The sequence below is a fragment of the Ktedonobacter sp. SOSP1-85 genome (genome assembly GCF_016587415.1).
Classification (GTDB): Bacteria; Chloroflexota; Ktedonobacteria; order Ktedonobacterales; family Ktedonobacteraceae; genus Ktedonobacter.
In genome coordinates this window covers 1,050,940-1,071,143 of sequence record NZ_BNJI01000003.1, presented here as the reverse complement: position 1 = coordinate 1,071,143, position 20,204 = coordinate 1,050,940, and the positions used below count along the sequence as shown (strand labels likewise).

Here is a 20,204-nt window from a genome sequence, read left to right as displayed (position 1 = left end):
TCTGAGACTCATGGATACCAATGCCGTAAGACATATGTCGTACTTTATCTATCACACTATAATATAGCCCATCTGTTTCGTCAACAGAGAAAAATCGCCAGCAAGGGCTTCAGAGGCTGCACTGTACCACTATAGCAAGGCCATGTCCTTTTACCATTTGGTCCCACCCGGTATATTCGATCTCTAGAAAAGAGAAAAGATTGACATGTACAATTGAAGACTTTTATAATGGGCAATATTCAAAGAAGTCGTCATAGCGATCGAAAAATAGCAAATATATGCAAGCATCACCATATCGGGTAGGTATAGATCTCGTACTTGTAAAACATATCCAAGAATCTATTGAGCGCTTTGGCAAAATCTACCTAAACCGTCTCTTTACTGAGGAAGAACAGGCCTATTGTTGCAGCCATACCAGTTCTCAAGCGGTTGCTCAGAGCTTTGCCGTGCGCTTCGCGGCAAAGGAGGCAACGGTGAAGATCCTGCGTCCTGAACCTTTTTGGGGCGATTGGCGTGAGATCGAAGTCAGGCGCGCCCCAGATGGAGCCTGCGATATTGTTCTTCATAGTACAGCTGCTGAACTGGCGGAGCAACGGGGAATTTATGCTCTTTCTCTCAGTATGAGCCATGAAATAGAATATGCTACAGCTATCGTGATTGCCGATCTTGTATCCAGCTAAACGTTGGATGCTCCTGTGTATATATCGTTTTTATCTTTCTTTACTTCTCTCATAGAAGGGACTTAGAACAAAAATGAATGAACGTATTCGAACTATCTTACGTGAGAATGCGCGTTTACCAATCAATGTAGACACGCTGAGCGACGATGCCAATCTCTATGATGCCGGGCTCTCTTCTCATGCAAGCGTGAATGTCATGCTTGCCCTGGAAGATGAATTTGAAGTAGAGTTTCCCGCTCGCTTTCTCAATCGTGCCTCTTTCTCTAGCATCGCTAATATTCAGCATGCACTCAGTGAACTGGTCGGCGATTCCAGCTTAGTTGGTAACGATTAGTGTATTAAGAATAGAGCGCTGGCGGATGCCAATGCTCTATTCTCATATTCTTTACCTCTGACTTTGTCTCCCTTGTCTATACATAGCGCTTCAGCCAGCGTAGCAGGCGTTCGTAGTAGTCTTTGATATGCTTGCGCTCGCTTAGTCCATGGCCCTCTCGGGGATAAATAACGCATTCGACAGGCACGCCGCGCTCGCGTAGGGCACGGTAGAAGGCGTAGGCCTGGGCTACGGGAACGGCTGGATCTGCATCACCATGCAGGATGAGCGAGGGGGTCTCGATGCGCCCGGCGAAGGCCAGGGGCGAGTTCCGCAGGTAGGCCTCGGGATTCTCCAGGGGATTTTGCATAAGCAGGCGCGTGTCGGCGTCGGGAATATTTGAGCCAGCATGCATACCAATCCAATCAATGATAGCTGCGCCGATAAGGGCTGCTTTGAAACGCTTTGGCTCCTGCGTAATCGCCCAGCCGCTCAGGAAGCCACCATTGCTCCAACCCCCAATGGCGACGCGTTCGCCATCCACCAGCTTCTGCTCTACGAGATAGTCGATTCCATGTAGGATATCCTGAAAGTCTTTGCCACCCATATCGCCCAGGACGGCATCTGCGAAGGCAACCCCATGTCCCCAGCTGCCGCGCATGTTGGGTTGCAGGACCGCGAAGCCTGCCGCCGCCAGGAATTGCACGAAGGGCGACCAGCTATGCTGGCGCGCCCAGGATGGGCCGCCATGTACCTCAACATAGAGAGGGGGCAAGCTATCTTCGCTCTGGTGCAGAGGTGGCGTATAGATGGCATCAATTAGCCAGCCATCGACGCTGGGATAGCGGATCTCCTGGCTGGGTGCCAGAGCTAGCGTCTCTTCCTGGAGCTTATTGACATGGGTCAGGCGTCTCCAGGCCAACTGGGCTGTCTCCTGAGCAATGTCCGCTAGCCAGACTTCATGGGGCTGAGTCGAAGAGGAGCGTACAGCGACCAGGCGTTTAAGATCGGCGCTCACGCCTGGAAAGCCGATGCTGAGATCAAGGATACAATCCTGGTTCTCGCGCTCTAGCAAGGTAATGGCGCCATCCTGCTCATTGATCAGTCCAAGCTGGGCGTTGGCTCCATACCAGCCTGCATAGAGCAATTGCTTGCCCCCAGGGAGCCAGCGGCACCAGCCTGGGCTACAATCGATGCCCGGCGTGAGGTTGTGCGCCTCGCCTCCCGCGACGTTGATGACAAAGATATCTCCCCCGCCGCGACAGGGATCGCTCCATTCGCCCGAGATATACGCCAGATGTGTACTATCAGGCGACCAGGCAAGGCCACTGGCCTGGCGCGTCAGTTCGGTTAGCTGTCGCACCGCGCCACCCTGCGTGGAGACGATGCCTATCTGTCCTCGGTACCAATCGGTATCATCTGAGCCAGTAGAATAATAAATAGCCACGTGCTTACCATCAGGCGACCAGGCATACTCCCAGACCGTAATATTCTCCTGAGTAAGAGGACGAGGAGTGTCGCTGTGGCGATGAACGGCCCAGAGACGCTGATGTGATGCGGGCGCCAGGACCAGCGGATCCTTTTCAGGCTCCTGACCAGTACGCGCAAGAAAGCCAATATGTGAGCCATCAGGCGACCAGATTGGCTCCTCTAATCCTCGTGGCATGCTACAGATGCGCCGGGCTTCGCTCTTCCCATCAAGGGCGCGCACGAAGAGCTGTGGGAGCTCTGGCTCGCCATCAAGGGCCACGAAGGACAGTTCTTTGCCATCAGGCGACCAGCTGGCTCCCCACTCGCTCTTGCTGTTTCCACCAAAGGGGACTGGTTCACCGCCTTGCGTATCAACCAGCCAGATGCGCCCGCTTCTTTTCTGCTGCTCTCCTTCAAATGACCGGAGCGTATAGGCTACCTGGCGCCCATCGGGTGAGATCGCTGGTGTTGCGGGAAAGTAGGTGGCAAAGAGGGTCTCACTCTGGACGGGTATGCGCGGAAGAAAACTTTCATGGTTGTTGGTATCCCTGACCACGAAGGACCTCTTTTCTAGAAAAGAAAAACGATATTTATCAATATACTTTGACACTATATCATACTTTACGGCCTGGGATGCTATTGGCCCACGAATACATGTATTATGAAAATTTCTTTTTATTAAACTAAAAATTATATTTTTGCACTTTCTATGGACATAGCTATTCTGTATCAGATACAATGGCGGCCGAGAACCCTTTCACACCTGTGGTGACACTAGGTACCTGAAGATGAGCTTGCGAGAAATTTACGGCAGTATCTGGTCAGCGAGAGCAGAACCAGGCATCTGAAGATGAGCTTGTGAGGAATTTGTGACAGTATCGGATCAAGAGCAGCAAAAACAGAAGCAAGCAACGCAACGCGAGAAGAATATGGTTGCACTCTCCTCGGTAGGAGCAGCCATAGGCCTGACGGCTTTGAAACTGGCCGTTGGCTTATTGACTGGTAGCCTGGGCATTTTGGCTGAGGCGGCGCACTCTGGACTAGACTTGATCGCCGCGCTGATGACGTTTTTCGCCGTTCGCTTCGCCTCGCGTCCAGCCGACGAGTCGCATCACTATGGGCATGAAAAGATTGAGAATCTCTCCGCGTTTCTAGAGGCGGTCCTATTGCTCGTAACGGCGCTCTGGATCATTTATGAGGCCGTACGTCGTTTGCTGTACCACGAAGGGCATGTTGAGATTAGCATCTGGGCTTTTGTGGTGATGGGTATTTCCATTGTGGTTGATTTCACACGCTCACGCGTCCTGTTACGCGTAGCCCGCAAAGTGGGTAGCCAGGCCCTGGAGGCCGATGCCTTACACTTCAGCACCGATATCTGGAGTTCGGCGGTAGTGATTATTGGCCTGTTTATCGTACTTGTCACAAATGCGTTGCATCTCCCTGCATGGCTGACTCAGGCTGATGCGGTAGCTGCCCTGGTCGTCTCATTTATTGTTATCTGGGTGAGCGTGCAACTGGCGAAGGAAACGCTTGATGCCCTGCTGGACAAGGCTCCGCACGCGCTTATTTTGCCGATTACCGGGCATGTGCGAACTCTACCTGAGGTGCTAGAAATCCGTCGCTTACGTGTGCGTCGCGCTGGCAACACGTATTTCATCGAGATCACCATCGCTGTCGCGCGCACCCTGACTTTTGAGCAGACACACATGGTGAGCGAGCAGGTTGAGGATGCGGTGAGCCAGGCTGTACATGAACAGGCTGAGCAAGCGGAGGTCGATATTGTCGTACATGCAGAGCCGATGCGTTCGCCGGGTGAGACAATTGCCGAACGCCTGTATCGCCTGGCGGAGAGCCAGGGCGTGCATATCCATGATATTCACCTGCGCGCCGTAGGTAGTCACCTGGAAGCCGATGTTGACCTGGAGGTTCCCACAGACTTGTCGCTGCAGGAGGCCCATGCTCAGGCATCACGCTTTGAGCAGACCATTGTCGCCTCTGAACCACAGATACAGCGCGTGACCACGCATTTAGAAGCGCCAGAAACCCATGTTGCCGTGCGCAATGAGGTCACGGCAACATATCCTCAACTGGTAGACGCGATCCGCCAGCGGGTAGACGAAAAAGTCGGTAGGGAGCGGGCGCATGATATTCACCTCTATTGCGCTCAGGATGAAGGCGGGCAGGCGCGGGAAGACTTAACCCCGAGGATATGTCTCAACTCGACCTGACATTCCACCTGATTTTTCAAGCGCATGCCCCTGTAAGCCAGGTACATATCCAGGCCGAAGAGGTCAAGCGCGATCTGCGGCAGCGCTTTCCATGCTTAGATACGATTACGCTCCACATGGAGCCTCCCGAAGAAGATGGGGGTGTCAACTAGCGAAATTGCCCCTGTGTGAAGCATTTACTGGCATGCAGTCGCGCATTGCTGACACATGTTGGCACAGACGTGCATCTGGGCGTCTTCCTGAAACTGCTGACAGATCTGGGCGCACCGGTGGCAAGCCTCAGCACAGAGACCGCGTGTACGCTCCTGAAGCGGCGACTGGCGTAGCGTGAGATCCTGTGTAAGCTGGCAGATTTGCGAGCAGTCGATTAGCGCTTGTACACAATCGCCTTGCAGGAGGCGTCCTCCCTTGTGGAGGCAATAGTGCAAAGTTTGCTCACAGACAGCATGGCAGTAGTTGCAGGCTTGTGTGCATTGCCGCAAGTGGCTCTCTATAACAGGTTCATGCATAACAGCTTTCCTCCTTGTAGGGTCCATGCTAGTTTAGACTTTGCAAGCCCTCCAGCAAGGGTCCATGCATTGCATGGGCTCTACAGATTTGGTGAATGTACCAGAGTAAAGGCAGAAATATTAGCAGTACACGCTTGCTGATGTCAAATCGTAACATCAGAGGTAGACAATATTCACACAAGCCTGCATCCTGGAATACAATAGAGAGGCAACTCGCTATATTGAGGAGGAGAGACACAGCTTATGCGCTCGGCTGAAGAGAACAGCTCCTTAAATCCCAACCTTACAGATCCAGCGCGACGCGATCTGCCTGAAGGTATGGTAGTAGCCCCCCGCTGGGCTGCGATCCTTGGCTCTCTGATGTTAGGTGTGCTTTATTTCTTCCTACCCGCAAAATTGCGCCTGGGTCCTGCCTGGCTTTTGCTGGCGATTGAGATTGTAGCATTATGCCCAGCGATCATTGCACGTTTGTTTGGGCGGCGCCTCCCTCATTTCACGACTCGCCTGCTGACATTACTTACGCTGGGGGTGGTCACGGCGGCCCTGGCTATTGGTGTCTTGTTGCTTATTGTGACTTTACCAGCGGATAAGCATGCCCAGGTCCTCTTCTCATCAGCCATTGTGCTATGGTTGTTTAACATTCTTGTTTTCTCACTCTGGTACTGGGAGGTGGATGGAGGAGGGCCTGTCAAGCGTCACCAGGCCGGACACAAGGCTGTTGATTGGCAGTTTCCTCAACAAATAGGCGGAAATGATGGCAGTTGGGCGCCTCACTATCTTGATTATCTCTTTGTGGCTTTTACCACGGCCACTGCGCTCAGCCCCACCGATACGATGCCCCTGACGCGTCGTATTAAGGCCTTAATGATGGTCCAGGCCCTGATCGCCATGTCATTGATCGTTATTGTAGCGGCCCGAGCGATTAACATGCTTTAGGGCAGTCAGGGTATGATCATATTTATATTTAAGTGTGACGACTAGCCATGTTCGCACCACGATATACTACGCCTGGAGCAATACGCCTACCAATAGTACCGATTTCTCGCATTGTTTGACAGTACAGAACAGCTGTGGGATAATGCCCTCACTCCAAACACATGGTAAACAGCGACAATCACCGGTTTGATCGGTGCTCCTGTCCGATTTACCCGGCGTCTGTACCTCGCTTTTGAAGCGCAGGATCGCAGATGCCCAGGCGCCACGCTAAGGTGGCTCGCCACGGGTACTTCCCCCGCTGCATAACACGTTCTCTCCAGAGAAGAGTGGACGTGGCTTTGTGCTGTCTCTGACAGGATGCAGGAGGGTTCCTGACCAGATTTTTCACGACTGAAAACGAGTTTTCAGCGATCGCAAAAAGAAGTCAGAAAAGTACTTGACAAAGCGCAAATAGTATGCGATACTGACACAGTCAACGGCGAACACGAACACCGCGAACGCCGGAGCGACACACAAGCGCAAGCTCACGGGCTTGCCGGGTTGCGGTTCAAGCAAAAGAAGAACGAACCAGAGTACCCTGAACAACTGAAGAGTGGAATGCAGAAGTACAACGGAACTTCGTTGATTGAGCACCGCTCAATCGTGAAGAACACCGTTCCTGTCAATTCTGCGAACAAAGCAATGAAGTAACGACAACGTGCTTCTAGCCTGGACGCAAACTACATGATCATTACAGATGCCTGTTGGTGTCTGTGAGATACATTCATCACTTGAATGGCGAGTTTGATCCTGGCTCAGGATAAACGCTGGCGGCGTGCCTAACACATGCAAGTCGAACGCCCTCTCGCAAGAGAGGGAGTGGCGGACGGGTGAGTAACACATGGGTACCTGCCCCGAGGTGAGGAATACCGGCGAGAAATCGCCGACAATACCGCATATGTTCCTCTGGGAACAAAGCTCGCAAGGGCGCCTTGGGATGGGCCTGTGGCCGATTAGCTTGTTGGTGAGGTAAGAGCTCACCAAGGCCACGATCGGTAGCTGGTCTGAGAGGATGGTCAGCCACACTGGGATTGAGAACGGCCCAGACTCCTACGGGGGCAGCAGTGAGGAATTTTCGTCAATGGGGGCAACCCTGAACGAGCAACGCCGCGTGCAGGAGGACGCTTTTCGGAGTGTAAACTGCTTTTCTTGGGGACGAGAACGGACGGTACCCAAGGAATAAGCCCCGGCTAACTACGTGCCAGCAGCCGCGGTAATACGTAGGGGGCGAGCGTTGTCCGGAGTTACTGGGCGTAAAGCGCACGCAGGCGGTTTCGTACGTCTGGAGTGACAGTTCCCGGCTCAACTGGGAAAGGTCTTCGGAAACGGCGAGACTTGAGGGCTTCAGAGGGACACGGAATTCCGGGTGGAGTGGTGAAATGCGTAGAGATCCGGAGGAACACCAATGGCGAAGGCAGTGTCCTGGGAAGCATCTGACGCTCAGGTGCGAAAGCTAGGGGAGCGAACAGGATTAGATACCCTGGTAGTCCTAGCCGTAAACGATGACCACTAGGTGTGGGAGGTATCGACCCCTTCCGTGCCGTCGCAAACGCAGTAAGTGGTCCGCCTGGGGAGTACGGTCGCAAGATTAAAACTCAAAGGAATTGACGGGGACCCGCACAAGCAGCGGAGCGTGTGGTTTAATTCGATGCAACGCGAAGAACCTTACCAAGTCTTGACATGCAGATGCACCAGCGGTAATGCGCTGTCCCTTCGGGGCGTTTGCACAGGTGCTGCATGGCTGTCGTCAGCTCGTGTCGTGAGATGTTGGGTTAAGTCCCGCAACGAGCGCAACCCCTACTGCCTATTACAACTTCTAGGCGGAACTGCCCTCACGGGAGGAAGGCGGGGATGACGTCAAGTCAGCACGGCCCTTACGACTTGGGCGACACACACGCTACAATGGCCAGCAACAAAGGGATGCCAACCCGCGAGGGGGAGCCAAGCTCAAAAACCTGGTCTCAGTTCAGATTGCAGGCTGAAACTCGCCTGCATGAAGGTGGAGTTGCTAGTAACCGTAGGTCAGCACACTACGGTGAATACGTTCCCGGGTCTTGTACACACCGCCCGTCACACCACGAAAGTCGGCAACACCTGAAGCCGCCAGGCTAACTCTTCGGAGAGGCAGGCGTCGAGGGTGGGGTCGGTGATTGGGGTGAAGTCGTAACAAGGTAGCTGTACCGGAAGGTGCGGCTGGATCACCTCCTTTCTAGGGAGTCATCAGTGCTCACGTAGCACTGCACTCTCAGGTCGAACAGGAACGACCTGTCCGTTGATACCCTGCTTCCACTCTTGAGCGGTTCGGCCGCTGGTTTTTTCCAGATCCGAAGCCCGCATTGTACCTGAACAACCAAAGAAGTATCCTTCAATTTTGCTGAGCGAGCACGTTGGCATGCAAGTGTTCAACCGTGACGTGAGTCATTCAACGCTCGTGACAGTGAAGAGAGAAGACCGAGATCCCATACAACAAGGGTAACTAACCAACAAGAAGAAGCAGACAAGGCAGAACAAGCGAAACAGAGTACGAGGTGGATGCCTTGGCGCTGAAGACCGATGAAGGACGCGGAGACCGGCGAAACATTCAGGGGGAGCTGCATCCAAGCGATGAGCCCTGAGAGTCCGAATGGGGCAACCCCTCCAGAGTCATGTCTGGAGACCTATCGCTGAACACATAGGCGATATGGAGGATCGTGGGTGAACTGAAACATCTCAGTAGCCTGCGTAAGAGAAATCAACCGAGATTCCCGTAGTAGTGGCGAGCGAACCGGGAAGAGCCCAAACCATCTATTCCTTGGAATAGGCGGGGTTGTAGGACTTCCATCAGCACACTTTTCCTTACTCGAAGGCATTGGAACGTGCCACCAGAGGGGGTGAGAGTCCCGTAGAGGACGAGGAGAAGGGTGTGGGGAGGATCCTGAGTACCACGAGACACGTGCAATCTTGTGGGAAGCTGGGGGGACCACCCTCCAAGGCTAAAGAACTTCAGCGACCGATAGCGAACAAGTACCGTGAGGGAAAGGTGAAAAGTACCCCGAGAGGGGGATGAAAGAGTCCCTGAAACCACGTACTCACAAGCAGTCAGAGGCCACTGTTCCATGAGGAACTAAGGGCTGATGGCGTGCCTTTTGTAGAATGATCCGGCGAGTGCATCGCACGTTGCAGGTTAACCAGCGCTAAAGCTGGGGAGCCAGAGGGCAACCGAGTCTCAAACAGGCGTGTATGTAGCGGCGATGCGACCCGAAACCGTGTGAGCTACCCATGAGCAGAGTGAAGCGGATGTAACAGTCCGTCGAGGCTCGAACCCACCAGTGTTGCAAAACTGGGGGATGACTTGTGGGTAGGGGTGAAATGCTAATCGAACACGGAGATAGCTGGTTCTCCCCGAAATGTATTGAGGTACAGCCGCGACCAAGAGCGTGGTGGAGGTAGAGCACTGGATAGGCTAGGGGCCCTGTGCGGGTTACCAACCCTACTCAAACTCCGAATGCCACTACGTGTTTATCGCGAGTGAGACGGCGGGGGCTAAGCTTCGTCGTCAAAAGGGAAACAGCCCAGACCATCGGCTAAGGTCTCCAAATCGATGCTCAGTGTCAAAGGGGGTCAATGCGCCCAAACAGCCAGGATGTTGGCTTAGAAGCAGCCATCATTTAAAGAGTGCGTAATAGCTCACTGGTCGAGTGCAATGGCACCGACAACGTATCGAGGCTCAAGCATCGTACCGAAGCCGTGGAATACAGGTCAAACTGTATTGGTAGGGGAGCGTTCTCGACGCCTGAGAAGCCAGACCGCAAGGACTGGTGGAGGTAAGAGAAGTGAGAATGCCGGAATGAGTAGCGTAATGTCTGCGAGAACCAGACACACCGAATGCCTGAGGGTTCCTGGGCAACGTCAATCGTCCCAGGGTGAGTCGGGCCCTAAGCCGAGGGCGTCATGCCGTAGGCGATGGAAAGCAGGTCAGAGAATCCTGCACCGGAACATTTCGTTATGAGCAATGGGGGGACGCGGTAGGGAAGGTGAGCCGATCGAATGGACAGGATCGGTGCCTCTGCTGAAGCGCGTGACCGAGGAAAATCCCGGACACAGATGCGTGACACTGAGGCCGAGCGCCCGCAAGGGTGCGGAAGTCATTGGTCCCCAGGCCGTCAAGAAAAGCCTCTCGCCAGAAACTGTTCCGCCCGTACCGCAAACCGACACTGGTAGGCAGGGGGAAATCTCCCCAGGTGATCGAGCGACCCTCTGTTAAGGAACTCGGCAAATTAACCCCGTACCTTTGGAAGAAGGGGTGCCTGCGTAGCTGTGTGTGCTTGCACACATGGTGAGAAGGTTGCAAGAAATCGGCTCAAGCGACTGTTTACCAAAAACACAGGTCTCTGCGAACGCGAAAGCGGAAGTATAGGGGCTGACTCCTGCCCAGTGCCGGAAGGTTACGAGGAGTGGTGTGCGTAGCCACGAATCTAAGCCCCGGTGAACGGCGGCCGTAACTATAACGGTCCTAAGGTAGCGAAATTCCTTGTCGGGTAAGTTCCGACCCGCACGAAAGGAGTAACGACTTGAGCGCTGTCTCGACAGAGGACTCGGCGAAATTGAAGTACCCGTGAAGATACGGGTTACCCACGACAGGACAAAAAGACCCCGTGGAGCTTTACTACAGTTTGGCCTGGAAACGAAGTATGGTGTGCGTAGCATAGGTGGGAGCTTAAGAACTCATCCTTGTGGGGGTGAGGGAGGCAGCAGTGAAATACCACTCTCACCATGGTTTGTGTCTCACACGTCACCGTGATCCGGGACGTGAACAGGGCCAGATGGGTAGTTTGACTGGGGCGGTCGCCTCCCAAAGAGTAACGGAGGCGCCCAAAGGTTCCCTCAGGGTGGATGGACATCACCCTCTGTAGAGTGTAAAGGCACAAGGGAGCTTGACTGTAAGGCAGACAAGCCGAGCAGGGACGAAAGTCGGGCTTAGTGATCCCACATTCCCGTGTGGAAGGAGTGTGGCTCAACGGATAAAAGCTACCCCGGGGATAACAGGCTTATCTTGCCCAAGAGTTCACATCGACGGCAAGGTTTGGCACCTCGATGTCGGCTCGTCGCATCCTGGGGCTGGAGTAGGTCCCAAGGGTTGGGCTGTTCGCCCATGAAAGCGGCACGCGAGCTGGGTTCAGAACGTCGCGAGACAGTTCGGTCTCTATCCGTCGTGGGCGTCGGAAAAGTGAGGGGAGTCATCTTCAGTACGAGAGGACCGAGATGGCTTGACCGCTAGTGCGCCAGTTGGGGGGCCTCCTCCAGAGCTGGGTAGCTACGTCAAGAAGGGATAAGCGCTGAAAGCATCTAAGCGCGAAGCCGACCCGAAGATAACTTTTCCCACTCTCTTGGAAGAGTCAAGATCCCAGGAAGAAGACCTGGTGGATAGGCTGCGCGTGGACGCCTGGTAACAGGTGGAGCGGAGCAGTACTAATGATCGTACGGCTTGTTTCCCATTCTGTTTCTTCGCGAAGTGTGGTGAGTCCTTGTGGTGTGAGTGAGAGCGGTCTATGATCGGACCTGAGCACGAGTGAGAGGGCGAGCAGCACGGGGAGCAGGAGCAGGCCAGCGTGGCTCAGCAAAATTGAGGGAATACTTCTTTGGACAGGTTACAGATATAGAGGAAGAGCCGATAATTATTTGAGCTTAGCTCAAATAATTATCGGCTCTTCTTTTATCAAACACGCGCAAAGTTGACGATGAGAAGAGTTTGCTTGCAACGCTCGTCTACGCGCTTTGCTCCTGGAAACGGAAGAGGCGCAAGGCCAGGAAAAAGCAGATCAGGCCATACCCAAGCAGGCCAAGGATATTGAACTGCACCTCGGAGAGGCCTTTTCCGAAGATCATGACTCCGTTTAGCCCATCAATTGCCCAGGCCGTGATGCCAATTTTGGCTATCTGCTGCATCCATTGCGGTTCCGACCAGAGCGGCCACCAGGAGCCGCCAATGGCGGATGTTACCAGCGTGGTCAGCGTGACAATGGGTGTGAGCTGCCTCCTCGATTTGACGATTGAGACGAGTAACATGCCGAGACCCGTGGTCGCGAAACTGGTGCTGACCAGCAGGAGCGCGATGGCCTGCCAGGAGCCAATGTTGAGTTTGAACACGTAATAGCCAATTGTAAAGAGTACGCTCAATTGTAGGAGCGTGAGCAGGAACTGGGCGATAAGCTTGCCCCCAAGCAAAGCATACCTGGGTACGGGAGCAATCAGCAGACGGCGAAATGTTCCCTCTTCCTTCTCCTGGAGAATGGTGGACGCAGCCGAGTTGAGACCAAACAGCGCGAAGAGTACCGCGAAGCCCGGCAGCAACTGGTCGAAGTTGTTGCTTCTGGGTGCGCTCCCCGTTGTAAGCATCTGCACCAGGCTTATATTTTTACTTGTCTGGCTGGCTTCCCCAACCGTTTTACTAATGGCTTCAGGTTTGATAGTTGCATAATTACAGGTATTTGCTGGCTGCTGGCAGACAGCTTGCACCTGCTGAACGGCGGCGCTCCCCGCGTAGAGGGCGTCGATCTGGCGATTGATGACACCGGTGACGAGCTGTTGCGTGAAGGTACTGCGTTCATCTCTGCTGTTAGGGCGGGTGTAGAACTGAATGACGTTGTTCGGCGTTTGGCCTTTGCTGGCGGCATCCTGGAGCCTCTGCGAGGTTCCCGTGGGGACTATGATGCCTGCGACCGCTTTTTCGTTCTCCACCTGCTGTAAGACTTGCTGAGAGGTGCTATATCCCTTCACATTAAGTTTAAAGCTGCTATTGGTTCCTTGCAAGGTTTTGACAATAGTATCCCCTACGCGCCCACTGTCCTGGTTGTTGATGGCAACCATAAACTCTACTGACGCGTTGTTGCTGAAGGCGCTGCCAAAGGCACTGCCCATAATGCTGATCAGCAAAAGCGGGACGAGAAGTAGCAGAATGAGCGAGTGTTTATCTTTAATGACCTGCAAGAGGTCTTTTTTCGCGATATGCCAGAGCGTTCTCATAGAATTGTTCTTTCAGTCTAGTCCCGTAGCGTTTTGCCTGTAAGCTGGATAAAGAGTTCTTGTAGTCCTCGTGGTCGTTGAATAGTGCGTTCTGGTTCTAGCCGGGCAAGTAGCTGGGGCAATGTGCCTATAGCGATGATGCTCCCTTCATTCATGATCGCGATACGCTGGCAGAGGCGCTCGGCCTCTTCCATATAGTGCGTTGTGTAGAGAATGGTTGTTCCCTGGTCGCGCAGGCGCTCGATGCTTGCAAAGATGTGCTCGCGCGATTGCGGATCTACTCCGACGGTTGGCTCGTCCATGAGCAGGAAGGATGGATTGTGCATCAAGGCAATGGCGATATTGAGTCGGCGCTGCATGCCGCCAGAGAAATGCTTCGGCGCATCTTTGCGCCGCTCGTAGAGCCCCACAAAGTTGAGGACCTCTTCGGCGCGCTTCTTACGTTGCTGGCCAGGAATGCCATACATTTTGGCAAAAAAGGTTAGGTTCTCCAGGGCGCTTAAATCACTATATAGTGCAAGCTCCTGTGGTACGACGCCGATGTGATATTTGACGGCTCTGCCTTTCTTTTTGACGGAGAGATTGCGAATGTAGGTATCGCCAGCTGTTGGGCGCAGGTAGCCGCACATCATATTGATGACGGTACTTTTGCCCGCGCCATTGGGTCCGAGCAGGCCAAAGATCTCTCCCCTGTTGATGCCAAAGGTGACGCCCTTGACTGCTTCTAGCTTGCCGTAGCGCTTCGCCAGGTTCTGTACCTCAACCTCGGCCACGCTTTTTCTATAAATGGTGTTAGGCACCCGAGCATTTAACTTTAAGGTAGCATCAAACACTTTTCTACTCCTTAATGCAAAATCAATTGACATCTTTGGCTTTCCCATGTTATGCTGCTCCCGCAGATAGAGGTTGGATGCGGGAAGCGAATGCTGAGCTCTCGGACTCTTCCTTCGATCCGTCTGAGGATACTGCAATTAAGACGTTTTCACATTCCCTCCCACTCACCTCTTACTGCAAAACATTCGATGATGCCATGTATGCTTTATTGACTTCTCGCGCCTGCGGCGCTCGCTTTTTTAGTGGTGTGTGGTAAGTCCATAGCAGCCTGCAGCCGCCATGGACTTACCACACACCACGTCACGTGGAATTGGTTGAGTTAGCGCATGGCCTCGGCTGTCAGCTTCTCAGCCTGTCCAGATTCGATCTTCTCTTTGATATTCTGCTGGTTCTCTACAGTGTGAGCATTCATGCGGTCAAGCACGACGGGCAGAGGATCGGGATATTTGGGATCGAGCTCAAAGTCCTGGGTCCAGGTCATCTTTGTACCCTCTGGCGCGGCCTCGCAGGTCCACTTCAAGTGCATGTACGCGAAGGGATAGAGTGGCTCTTCACGCTCAGCGGTGGCGACCATTTGCTGGTGGTCTAACAGGCGCTGAGAGCGCCAGGTGTTGCCCTCGGCATTGGTGAGCTGGAAGGACAGGCGGGTGTAGCGGCCTTCGCTCTCGCGATTGAGAATCTTTGCACCGTGGTACTCGTTGAAGAGAATGGGCCAGCGCTCGATGTCATTGGTGATGTCGAAGACGGTCTGCGGGTCTTTGCAAATGATGATGCTGTTTTGAATGCGTGGCATGGTTGTAATCCTCCATATTATATTTTTGTGTTTGTTTAATTGGCGATTAGGAAACGGCTACCTGTTTGTCCATGAGGGCTTGCAGGAATTTTTCTACGTCGGCAAAGGTCTGTAATTTACCCAGAGCGGCGTCATCAATCGTGAGAGGGAGGCGCTTCTCAAGCGCGACCGCCATCTCGACGATCTCGGTGGAGTCCATATCCAGGTCATCTTTTAGTCTGGTCGTGGGCGTCACCTTGCTAATATCAATGTGCAGGTCCTGCATGACATGGAGAAGTTCCGCACGAATATTCATAGTTTCTATCCCTTTTCTCGTTAGTAATTTGTTTACAAAGTAAACAGGGGAATTGTGTGGGGGACTGGTTTCTTATTCCGCTCACCAACCCCCATTCGGGGGCGCAGCGGCACTTTCGCACCTAGCCTGTTGGCTCAGGTGAGCGGAAAGGAAGCCCACGCCCCGGCAGGAGGGTTTCCCTCCTGCACCTCCTTTTTACTATGAAGCAATCACAGTGGCGATGGCCATGCCCGCATCGTGTGAGATGCTGAGCATCAGGCGGGTGTATCCCAGGTGCTCGAATGCGGCCTGCGCACGCCCGTGAAGCCTGATATATGGCTCGCCATACGTCCCATTCAGGATCTCGATTTCATTCAGTCCCACCAGTTGTCCCTGGCTCGCCAGGATCTTTTTGACGGCCTCCTTAGCGCCGAAGCGGCCTGCCAGCGAGCGCCAGCGATAGCCATTGGCGTTCTGGCAGGAGTGGCGCTCCTGGTCAGTAAAGAGCCTGACCAGGATGCGCTCGCCCCAGCGATTGTAGATATCCTGCATGCGTTGTATATGCACCAGGTCTACCCCAAGAGTCTGCACGGTTGGCAGGAGCGCGAGCGATTGCATGGGTGCTTGAATGTTTTGTATCTGGATCAGGCCACGGTTGCCGACCAGGCGCTCACTACCATACATGCGTTCACTCCTCCAAATCCGCGTGAGACGACGAGGGTGTTCCGGAAGGATTCCAGTTTCTGGGCATTGCCGCGCACGAAGTTCAGGTCAAAACCGGGCGCTGGCTGATCCAGGTTGGCAGTGGGCGGAAGCTCCTTCTTCGCCATGGCGCGTAGGGCCAGAGCTACGTCTGCTGGGGCTGCCGCGCCAAGCATATGCCCGATGGCGGACTTAGGAGCTGTAACCGGGACATCCTGGCTGCGTGCGCCAAAGGTATCCTTGAAGGCGTAGGCCTCGGTCATATCCTCTACTGGAATGCCGGAGCCATGAGCGAAGATGGCGTCGACCTGTCCAGCCTCCAGGTCTGCGTGGCGCAGGCTCTTCTGGATGGTCTTAGCCAGGATGTAGCCATGCGGCTCAACGGTGTAGAGCGGGATATAGCCATCGCTGCCGACCGCCCAGCCCTTGAGCTCGCCATAGATGGTTGCGCCACGGCGCTGTGCATGTTCCAGCTCTTCCAGAATCAGGAAGGAACTGCCTTCGCCGAGGACGGTTCCGGTGTGTTTGCGCTCAAAGGGGCGATAGGCCGCGCCTGGCTGCTTGTTGCCGTGGCGGGTGAGATAGCCTGCGGTCTGGCAGCAGAGCCAGGCGTAGGGTGAGAGCGGCGCTTCGGTGCCGCCCGCGATAACCACGTCGGCCTGGCCACGGCGAATGACGTCTGCGCCATGAATGAGTGCGTAGGCGCCGCTGGCACGGTCAGAGACAAAGGTACGTGCTGGCCCTTTGATGCCCAGGTTGATGCAGATATTGCCCTGGGGCGCCGCGGGGAACCAGGCCGTGGCCTGGTAGGGGCTGACCTCGCGTGCGCCGTCGCGCCACAACTCGCGCAGTTCGCGCTCGGCGAACTCCCAGCCGCCGAGAACGTTGCCGACCATGACAGCGACTCGCTCCGGGCGAACGCCGTTCTCGGCATCCACACTCAGGCGAGCGTCCGCCAGGGCCTGGTTGACCGTGGCGAGGGCCAGGTGCGTAAAGCGGTCCGTGCGTTTGACGGTGCGCGCTGGCAGCTCCTGTTGCGCGTCAAAGGTGTTGGCCTGGCCCGCGACCTGACACTGGTAGCGCGCGGGATTGAAGCGGTCAATGGTTTGTGTGCAGGCCTCTCCCGAACGAGCGCGCTCCCATAGCTCGTCCATGCCTATTCCCGCGGGTGTGATACACCCGATACCTGTGATGACAACCTTTTTCATTACTTCTCTCCTGGCGCTGCTCTCAGAACCATTGATGCGTGTAGCCCGGCGAAGCCACTGGCGTTGGTGAGGATGATATCACCATTCCAGGGGCGCCCCTGGTTGGGCACGTAGTCAAGGTCGCAGAGGGGATCGCGCTCTTCATAATTGATGGTAGGATGGATATAGTGGTGCTCCAGGCTCAGGGCGCAGGTGACGACCTCCATGGCGCTGGCCGCTGAAAGGGCATGTCCCTGCATGGACTTGGTACCATTGACCGGAATCTTGTATGCGTGATCGCCCAGGGCCATTTTGATCGCACTCGTCTCGCAGCTATCATTCTGCGTCGTCGAGCTGGCGTGCGCGTTGACGTAGTCGATCTCCGTTGGCTGGATGCCGCTTTGCTCAATCGCGCTGTTGATGGCGCGGGCGAGGTCATTCCCATCGGAGAGGAGGTCGGTCATATGCAAGGCGTTGGAGGTGTTGGCGAAGCCTGTGATCTCGGCGTAGATATGCGCTCCACGACGTTTAGCGTGCTCCAACTCTTCCAGAACCAGGACGCCACAGCCTTCGGCGAGCACGAAGCCATCGCGCTTGCCATCGAAGGGACGGGAGGCGTGCTGCGGCTGGTCGTTATGGCGCTGCGAGAGGCAGTGAATGATCTCAAAGGAGGCGATGGTTACCGGCGTAATCGGCGCCTCGCTGGCACCCGTGAGCATGATGTCCGCGTCGCCATTCTGAATAGTTTCAAAGGCATAGCCAATGGCGTCGAGTCCGCCAATGCAGCCAGTCGAGAGTGTCACGCATGGGCCTTGCAGACCCATGAGCGCGGAGATCAGAATACCCGGTGTATTTGACATTGAGGCCAGGAAGAGGTTGGGGCTGACCTTGCTGGGATCGATCTCTTCGCGTCCCAGGTTGGTGACCTTGATAAACTCTGACTCCATCTGGCGTGTGCCACAGATCGCGGTTGAGAGGGCGATACCGGCCCGGTCGCTGTCGATGGACTTCACATCAAGTTTTGCATCCGCGACGGCCTGCATGGCTCCCGCGACTGCGAACTGGATAAAGCGGTCCAGGTTCTGTACCTCGCGGGGAAGCCCAAGCTGTGCGGGATCGAAGTTATCGACCTCGGAGACAACCTGCGAGGCGAAATCAAATTTCTCAAACAACTGACAACTGGTTACCTGTGAGAGGTGTTTTGTCGCGCTGCGACCAGCAGATAATCCCTGCCAGTATTGTTCTTTGCCGATACCAAGCGGACTGACAACACCTAATCCTGTCAAGACAACTTTGCGCATTTCTTTTACCTCGAAGCTAAGAGCAAGGGGAGTGGCCCTATTCTCAGTTCTTTTATCTGTTCAAAACCAGTGGCTCGTAACCATGTATGGAACTGGGTCGTGGTGAACACGCCGCCTTCCTGGGAATTGAGGAAGAGGCTCAGACCAATCATCAGGGCCGCCGCTGGCCCGGTTCGCTCATCATTGGGCATGACATCGGCTAGGAGCAGTTTTCCGCCTGGTTGGAGCAGGCGATAACATTCGCGTAAGAGGGCCTGGCTCTTGCGCGCTCCCTTAAAGCGGCATACGTGACCAACAATAACCAGGCTAAAGCTCTCGGAAGGCAGCGAGCGTAGCTCCAACTGTGTGGGTTGAAGAAGGATACGCTCTTGCAGACCAAACCGTGAGACCTGTTCATGTAGGTCTGGGAGGAGACCTGGCTCGTCGCGCGCGATGATCTCGACCTGTGGATGACGTAACGCTGTGGCAATGCTCCAGGCTCCGCTGCCCGCGCTGACATCGAGCACACGCCCTTGTAGCTCGGTATCTAGCTGTGAGGCAGCCTGCCAGGCTGCCGGAAAGACCAGCGGGAAGAGGTGTGTGAACATGCCAGGGTCTTGCTCACGGCCCTCGGGTGAACCCCAGTCTCGCCGCAACTTCTTCTTGCCTGTGCGCATGACCTCGGTGAGGTTGCCCCAGGTATCCCATTGCTCCATGACCGCGCTCAGGTGGGAGCCGATATAGCCCGGCTGCCCCTCTACCAGGTAGACTGCCGCGAGTGCGCTTAAGCTGTAGGCCTCGCGCTTCCGCTGGAGGAGCTCGAGTCCCACCAGGGCATCGAGCAAGCCCTGTAGCGCCTGGGCGTTGCAGCCCGCGACCGTGGCCAGCGCGGAGCAGGTGTGTGCTCCCCCCGCGATGTGCGTAAAGAGCTTGAGCTCAATTGCTGTATCAAGGACTCTGGCTCGAGCAAAGCCGAAGTTGATGTCTAAGAGTGGCGCGGCAATCGGTACCTGTAGGTAGGGCGCGAGCAACTCTTGATTGGAAATTTGCAGTACCATGATTCCCCTTTTTACACAATCACACAATCGCTACAGCACGAACCCAGGAGGCACCGGCATCGCGAAGCGCGATGGGAAAGCAGGCAACCTGGAAGCCATGAGATTTCGGCAGGAGGTGCAGATTCGCTAGCCGCTCCATGTGGAAGTATTCGCGCTCTCGCCCATACATATGTGTGGGCCAGAGCTTCTCCGAATCCTCGGTCGCGAGATAGGACTGAACCATCTCCATGAAGGGGAGATCGAAGCCGTTGGTATCGATGCCAATGACCTTGATGCCTTTCTCCACAAGCCAGCGAGTCGCCTCCAGCGTCATTCCCGGGTGAGCCGAGAAATACTCTGGTCGAGGCCACAATTTATCGGAATCCGTGCGTATGAGAACAATATCCTTGGGTTGTAATTCATAATTGGCGCGCACCAGGGCTTCTTGCAGATCGGCGACCGTAATGGCGGACCTGGGGTCCTTGTGCGAGAGGTCCAGCACAACGCCATGCCCAAAGCAGTATTCAAGCGGGACTTCGTGAATACGGCGGGCCGGCTTCCCTTCACATTCGGGACCGAAGTGATAGGGTGCGTCAAAGTGCGCTCCACAATGCACCGAGATCGTGTAGACCTCGTTGCTGAGAAACTTGCCATCAGGAAAACTGTGGCGATTCGCCTTATGGCGCAGGCGCAGGTAGCGCCGGAAGCCATTGAGCCTCTTGCGCAGGGATGCCTTCTTGGGGAAGAAGAGCGCGCGCCAGATCTGGTCACCGCCCGTGGTGTGATCGGTCGTGCGTATCCCTCCAAAGTTTGGGTCGCGTGGATGGGGCTCAATAGGCAAGCTTAAGTCAATAATCTGCGGCATAATGTAGCTCTCAAACAATGCAAACAATGTGAAGGCATAGCCAGTGGGTAGCCAT

16 protein-coding genes and 2 rRNA genes are annotated in these 20,204 nt (G+C 54.9%); 7 read left to right on the top strand and 11 right to left on the bottom strand.

Annotation, left to right across the window (positions count from 1 at the left end; genetic code table 11):
• Positions 1–278 precede the first annotated feature (278 nt).
• Both KTE_RS42835 and KTE_RS42830 read left to right on the top strand, forming a co-directional pair.
• Positions 279–680 carry a holo-ACP synthase gene (locus KTE_RS42835; protein ID WP_201392990.1) on the top strand — a complete coding sequence of 134 codons (402 nt, stop codon included), beginning with the start codon at positions 279–281 and terminating at the stop codon, positions 678–680.
• A gap of 73 nt (positions 681–753) precedes the next feature.
• Positions 754–1,014 (top strand): acyl carrier protein, encoded by a 261-nt coding sequence (locus KTE_RS42830; protein ID WP_007919184.1) that lies wholly within the window; start codon positions 754–756, stop codon positions 1,012–1,014.
• Between the two features lie 76 nt (positions 1,015–1,090).
• On the opposite strand, the gene KTE_RS42825 is transcribed toward KTE_RS42830, so the two are convergent.
• On the bottom strand, positions 1,091–3,019 hold the full coding sequence (locus KTE_RS42825) for a S9 family peptidase (RefSeq protein ID WP_201392988.1): 1,929 nt from the start codon (positions 3,017–3,019) through the stop codon (positions 1,091–1,093).
• A 313-nt stretch (positions 3,020–3,332) separates the two neighbouring features.
• On the opposite strand from KTE_RS42825, the gene KTE_RS42820 reads away from it, so the two are divergent.
• Both KTE_RS42820 and KTE_RS42815 read left to right on the top strand, forming a co-directional pair.
• Positions 3,333–4,691 carry a cation-efflux pump gene (locus tag KTE_RS42820; protein WP_201392986.1) on the top strand — a complete coding sequence of 453 codons (1,359 nt, stop codon included), beginning with the start codon at positions 3,333–3,335 and terminating at the stop codon, positions 4,689–4,691.
• A complete protein-coding gene (locus KTE_RS42815) occupies positions 4,673–4,843 on the top strand; it encodes a cation transporter dimerization domain-containing protein (protein ID WP_201392984.1) in 171 nt (56 codons plus the stop codon). The genes KTE_RS42820 and KTE_RS42815 overlap by 19 nt, the downstream gene beginning before the upstream one ends.
• A gap of 24 nt (positions 4,844–4,867) precedes the next feature.
• On the opposite strand, the gene KTE_RS42810 is transcribed toward KTE_RS42815, so the two are convergent.
• Positions 4,868–5,200, bottom strand: a complete 333-nt coding sequence (locus KTE_RS42810; RefSeq protein ID WP_201392982.1) for a four-helix bundle copper-binding protein — start codon at positions 5,198–5,200, stop codon at positions 4,868–4,870.
• A 243-nt stretch (positions 5,201–5,443) separates the two neighbouring features.
• Here KTE_RS42810 and KTE_RS42805 point away from each other — a divergent pair, with 243 nt between their 5' ends.
• From KTE_RS42805 to KTE_RS42795, 3 genes are all read left to right on the top strand, one after another.
• A complete protein-coding gene (locus KTE_RS42805) occupies positions 5,444–6,136 on the top strand; it encodes a DUF1345 domain-containing protein (RefSeq protein WP_201392980.1) in 693 nt (230 codons plus the stop codon).
• Between the two features lie 771 nt (positions 6,137–6,907).
• Positions 6,908–8,384, top strand: a 16S ribosomal RNA gene (locus KTE_RS42800).
• 296 nt (positions 8,385–8,680) lie between these two features.
• A 23S ribosomal RNA gene (locus KTE_RS42795) occupies positions 8,681–11,647 on the top strand.
• Together the 16S and 23S rRNA genes form the textbook arrangement of a ribosomal RNA operon.
• Positions 11,648–11,920: 273 nt before the next feature.
• Here the strand turns inward: KTE_RS42795 and KTE_RS42790 are convergent.
• The 9 genes from KTE_RS42790 to KTE_RS42750 all read right to left on the bottom strand — a co-directional run bounded on the left by KTE_RS42790 (position 11,921) and on the right by KTE_RS42750 (position 20,149).
• Positions 11,921–13,177 carry an ABC transporter permease gene (locus KTE_RS42790; protein WP_201392978.1) on the bottom strand — a complete coding sequence of 419 codons (1,257 nt, stop codon included), beginning with the start codon at positions 13,175–13,177 and terminating at the stop codon, positions 11,921–11,923.
• A 17-nt stretch (positions 13,178–13,194) separates the two neighbouring features.
• Positions 13,195–14,010, bottom strand: a complete 816-nt coding sequence (locus tag KTE_RS42785) for an ABC transporter ATP-binding protein (RefSeq protein WP_201392976.1) — start codon at positions 14,008–14,010, stop codon at positions 13,195–13,197.
• A 320-nt stretch (positions 14,011–14,330) separates the two neighbouring features.
• Positions 14,331–14,804 carry an SRPBCC family protein gene (locus KTE_RS42780; protein ID WP_201392974.1) on the bottom strand — a complete coding sequence of 158 codons (474 nt, stop codon included), beginning with the start codon at positions 14,802–14,804 and terminating at the stop codon, positions 14,331–14,333.
• A 46-nt stretch (positions 14,805–14,850) separates the two neighbouring features.
• Entirely contained in the window at positions 14,851–15,099 is a 249-nt protein-coding gene (locus tag KTE_RS42775; protein ID WP_201375333.1) for an acyl carrier protein, read from the bottom strand.
• Between the two features lie 198 nt (positions 15,100–15,297).
• On the bottom strand, positions 15,298–15,762 hold the full coding sequence (gene acpS, locus KTE_RS42770; protein ID WP_201392972.1) for a holo-ACP synthase: 465 nt from the start codon (positions 15,760–15,762) through the stop codon (positions 15,298–15,300).
• Positions 15,723–16,988 (bottom strand): beta-ketoacyl synthase, encoded by a 1,266-nt coding sequence (locus tag KTE_RS42765; RefSeq protein WP_201392970.1) that lies wholly within the window; start codon positions 16,986–16,988, stop codon positions 15,723–15,725. Before KTE_RS42765 ends, acpS begins: the two co-directional genes overlap by 40 nt.
• Positions 16,988–18,268, bottom strand: a complete 1,281-nt coding sequence (locus tag KTE_RS42760) for a beta-ketoacyl synthase (RefSeq protein WP_201392968.1) — start codon at positions 18,266–18,268, stop codon at positions 16,988–16,990. Before KTE_RS42760 ends, KTE_RS42765 begins: the two co-directional genes overlap by 1 nt.
• A gap of 5 nt (positions 18,269–18,273) precedes the next feature.
• The gene (locus KTE_RS42755) at positions 18,274–19,305 is read right to left on the bottom strand and encodes a methyltransferase dimerization domain-containing protein (protein ID WP_201392966.1); all 1,032 of its coding nucleotides are present in this window, start codon (positions 19,303–19,305) and stop codon (positions 18,274–18,276) included.
• A 19-nt stretch (positions 19,306–19,324) separates the two neighbouring features.
• The gene (locus tag KTE_RS42750; RefSeq protein ID WP_201392964.1) at positions 19,325–20,149 is read right to left on the bottom strand and encodes a cyclase family protein; all 825 of its coding nucleotides are present in this window, start codon (positions 20,147–20,149) and stop codon (positions 19,325–19,327) included.
• Positions 20,150–20,204 lie beyond the last annotated feature (55 nt).

Coding starts and splice junctions, on each gene's coding strand:
- KTE_RS42835 (WP_201392990.1), top strand. CDS start 279: ATGCAAGCATCACCATATCGGGTAGGTATAGATCTCGTACTTGTAAAA.
- KTE_RS42830 (WP_007919184.1), top strand. CDS start 754: ATGAATGAACGTATTCGAACTATCTTACGTGAGAATGCGCGTTTACCA.
- KTE_RS42815 (WP_201392984.1), top strand. CDS start 4,673: ATGTCTCAACTCGACCTGACATTCCACCTGATTTTTCAAGCGCATGCC.
- KTE_RS42810 (WP_201392982.1), bottom strand. CDS start 5,200: ATGCATGAACCTGTTATAGAGAGCCACTTGCGGCAATGCACACAAGCC.
- KTE_RS42805 (WP_201392980.1), top strand. CDS start 5,444: ATGCGCTCGGCTGAAGAGAACAGCTCCTTAAATCCCAACCTTACAGAT.
- KTE_RS42790 (WP_201392978.1), bottom strand. CDS start 13,177: ATGAGAACGCTCTGGCATATCGCGAAAAAAGACCTCTTGCAGGTCATT.
- KTE_RS42780 (WP_201392974.1), bottom strand. CDS start 14,804: ATGCCACGCATTCAAAACAGCATCATCATTTGCAAAGACCCGCAGACC.
- KTE_RS42775 (WP_201375333.1), bottom strand. CDS start 15,099: ATGAATATTCGTGCGGAACTTCTCCATGTCATGCAGGACCTGCACATT.
- acpS (WP_201392972.1), bottom strand. CDS start 15,762: ATGTATGGTAGTGAGCGCCTGGTCGGCAACCGTGGCCTGATCCAGATA.
- KTE_RS42765 (WP_201392970.1), bottom strand. CDS start 16,988: ATGAAAAAGGTTGTCATCACAGGTATCGGGTGTATCACACCCGCGGGA.
- KTE_RS42760 (WP_201392968.1), bottom strand. CDS start 18,268: ATGCGCAAAGTTGTCTTGACAGGATTAGGTGTTGTCAGTCCGCTTGGT.
- KTE_RS42755 (WP_201392966.1), bottom strand. CDS start 19,305: ATGGTACTGCAAATTTCCAATCAAGAGTTGCTCGCGCCCTACCTACAG.
- KTE_RS42750 (WP_201392964.1), bottom strand. CDS start 20,149: ATGCCGCAGATTATTGACTTAAGCTTGCCTATTGAGCCCCATCCACGC.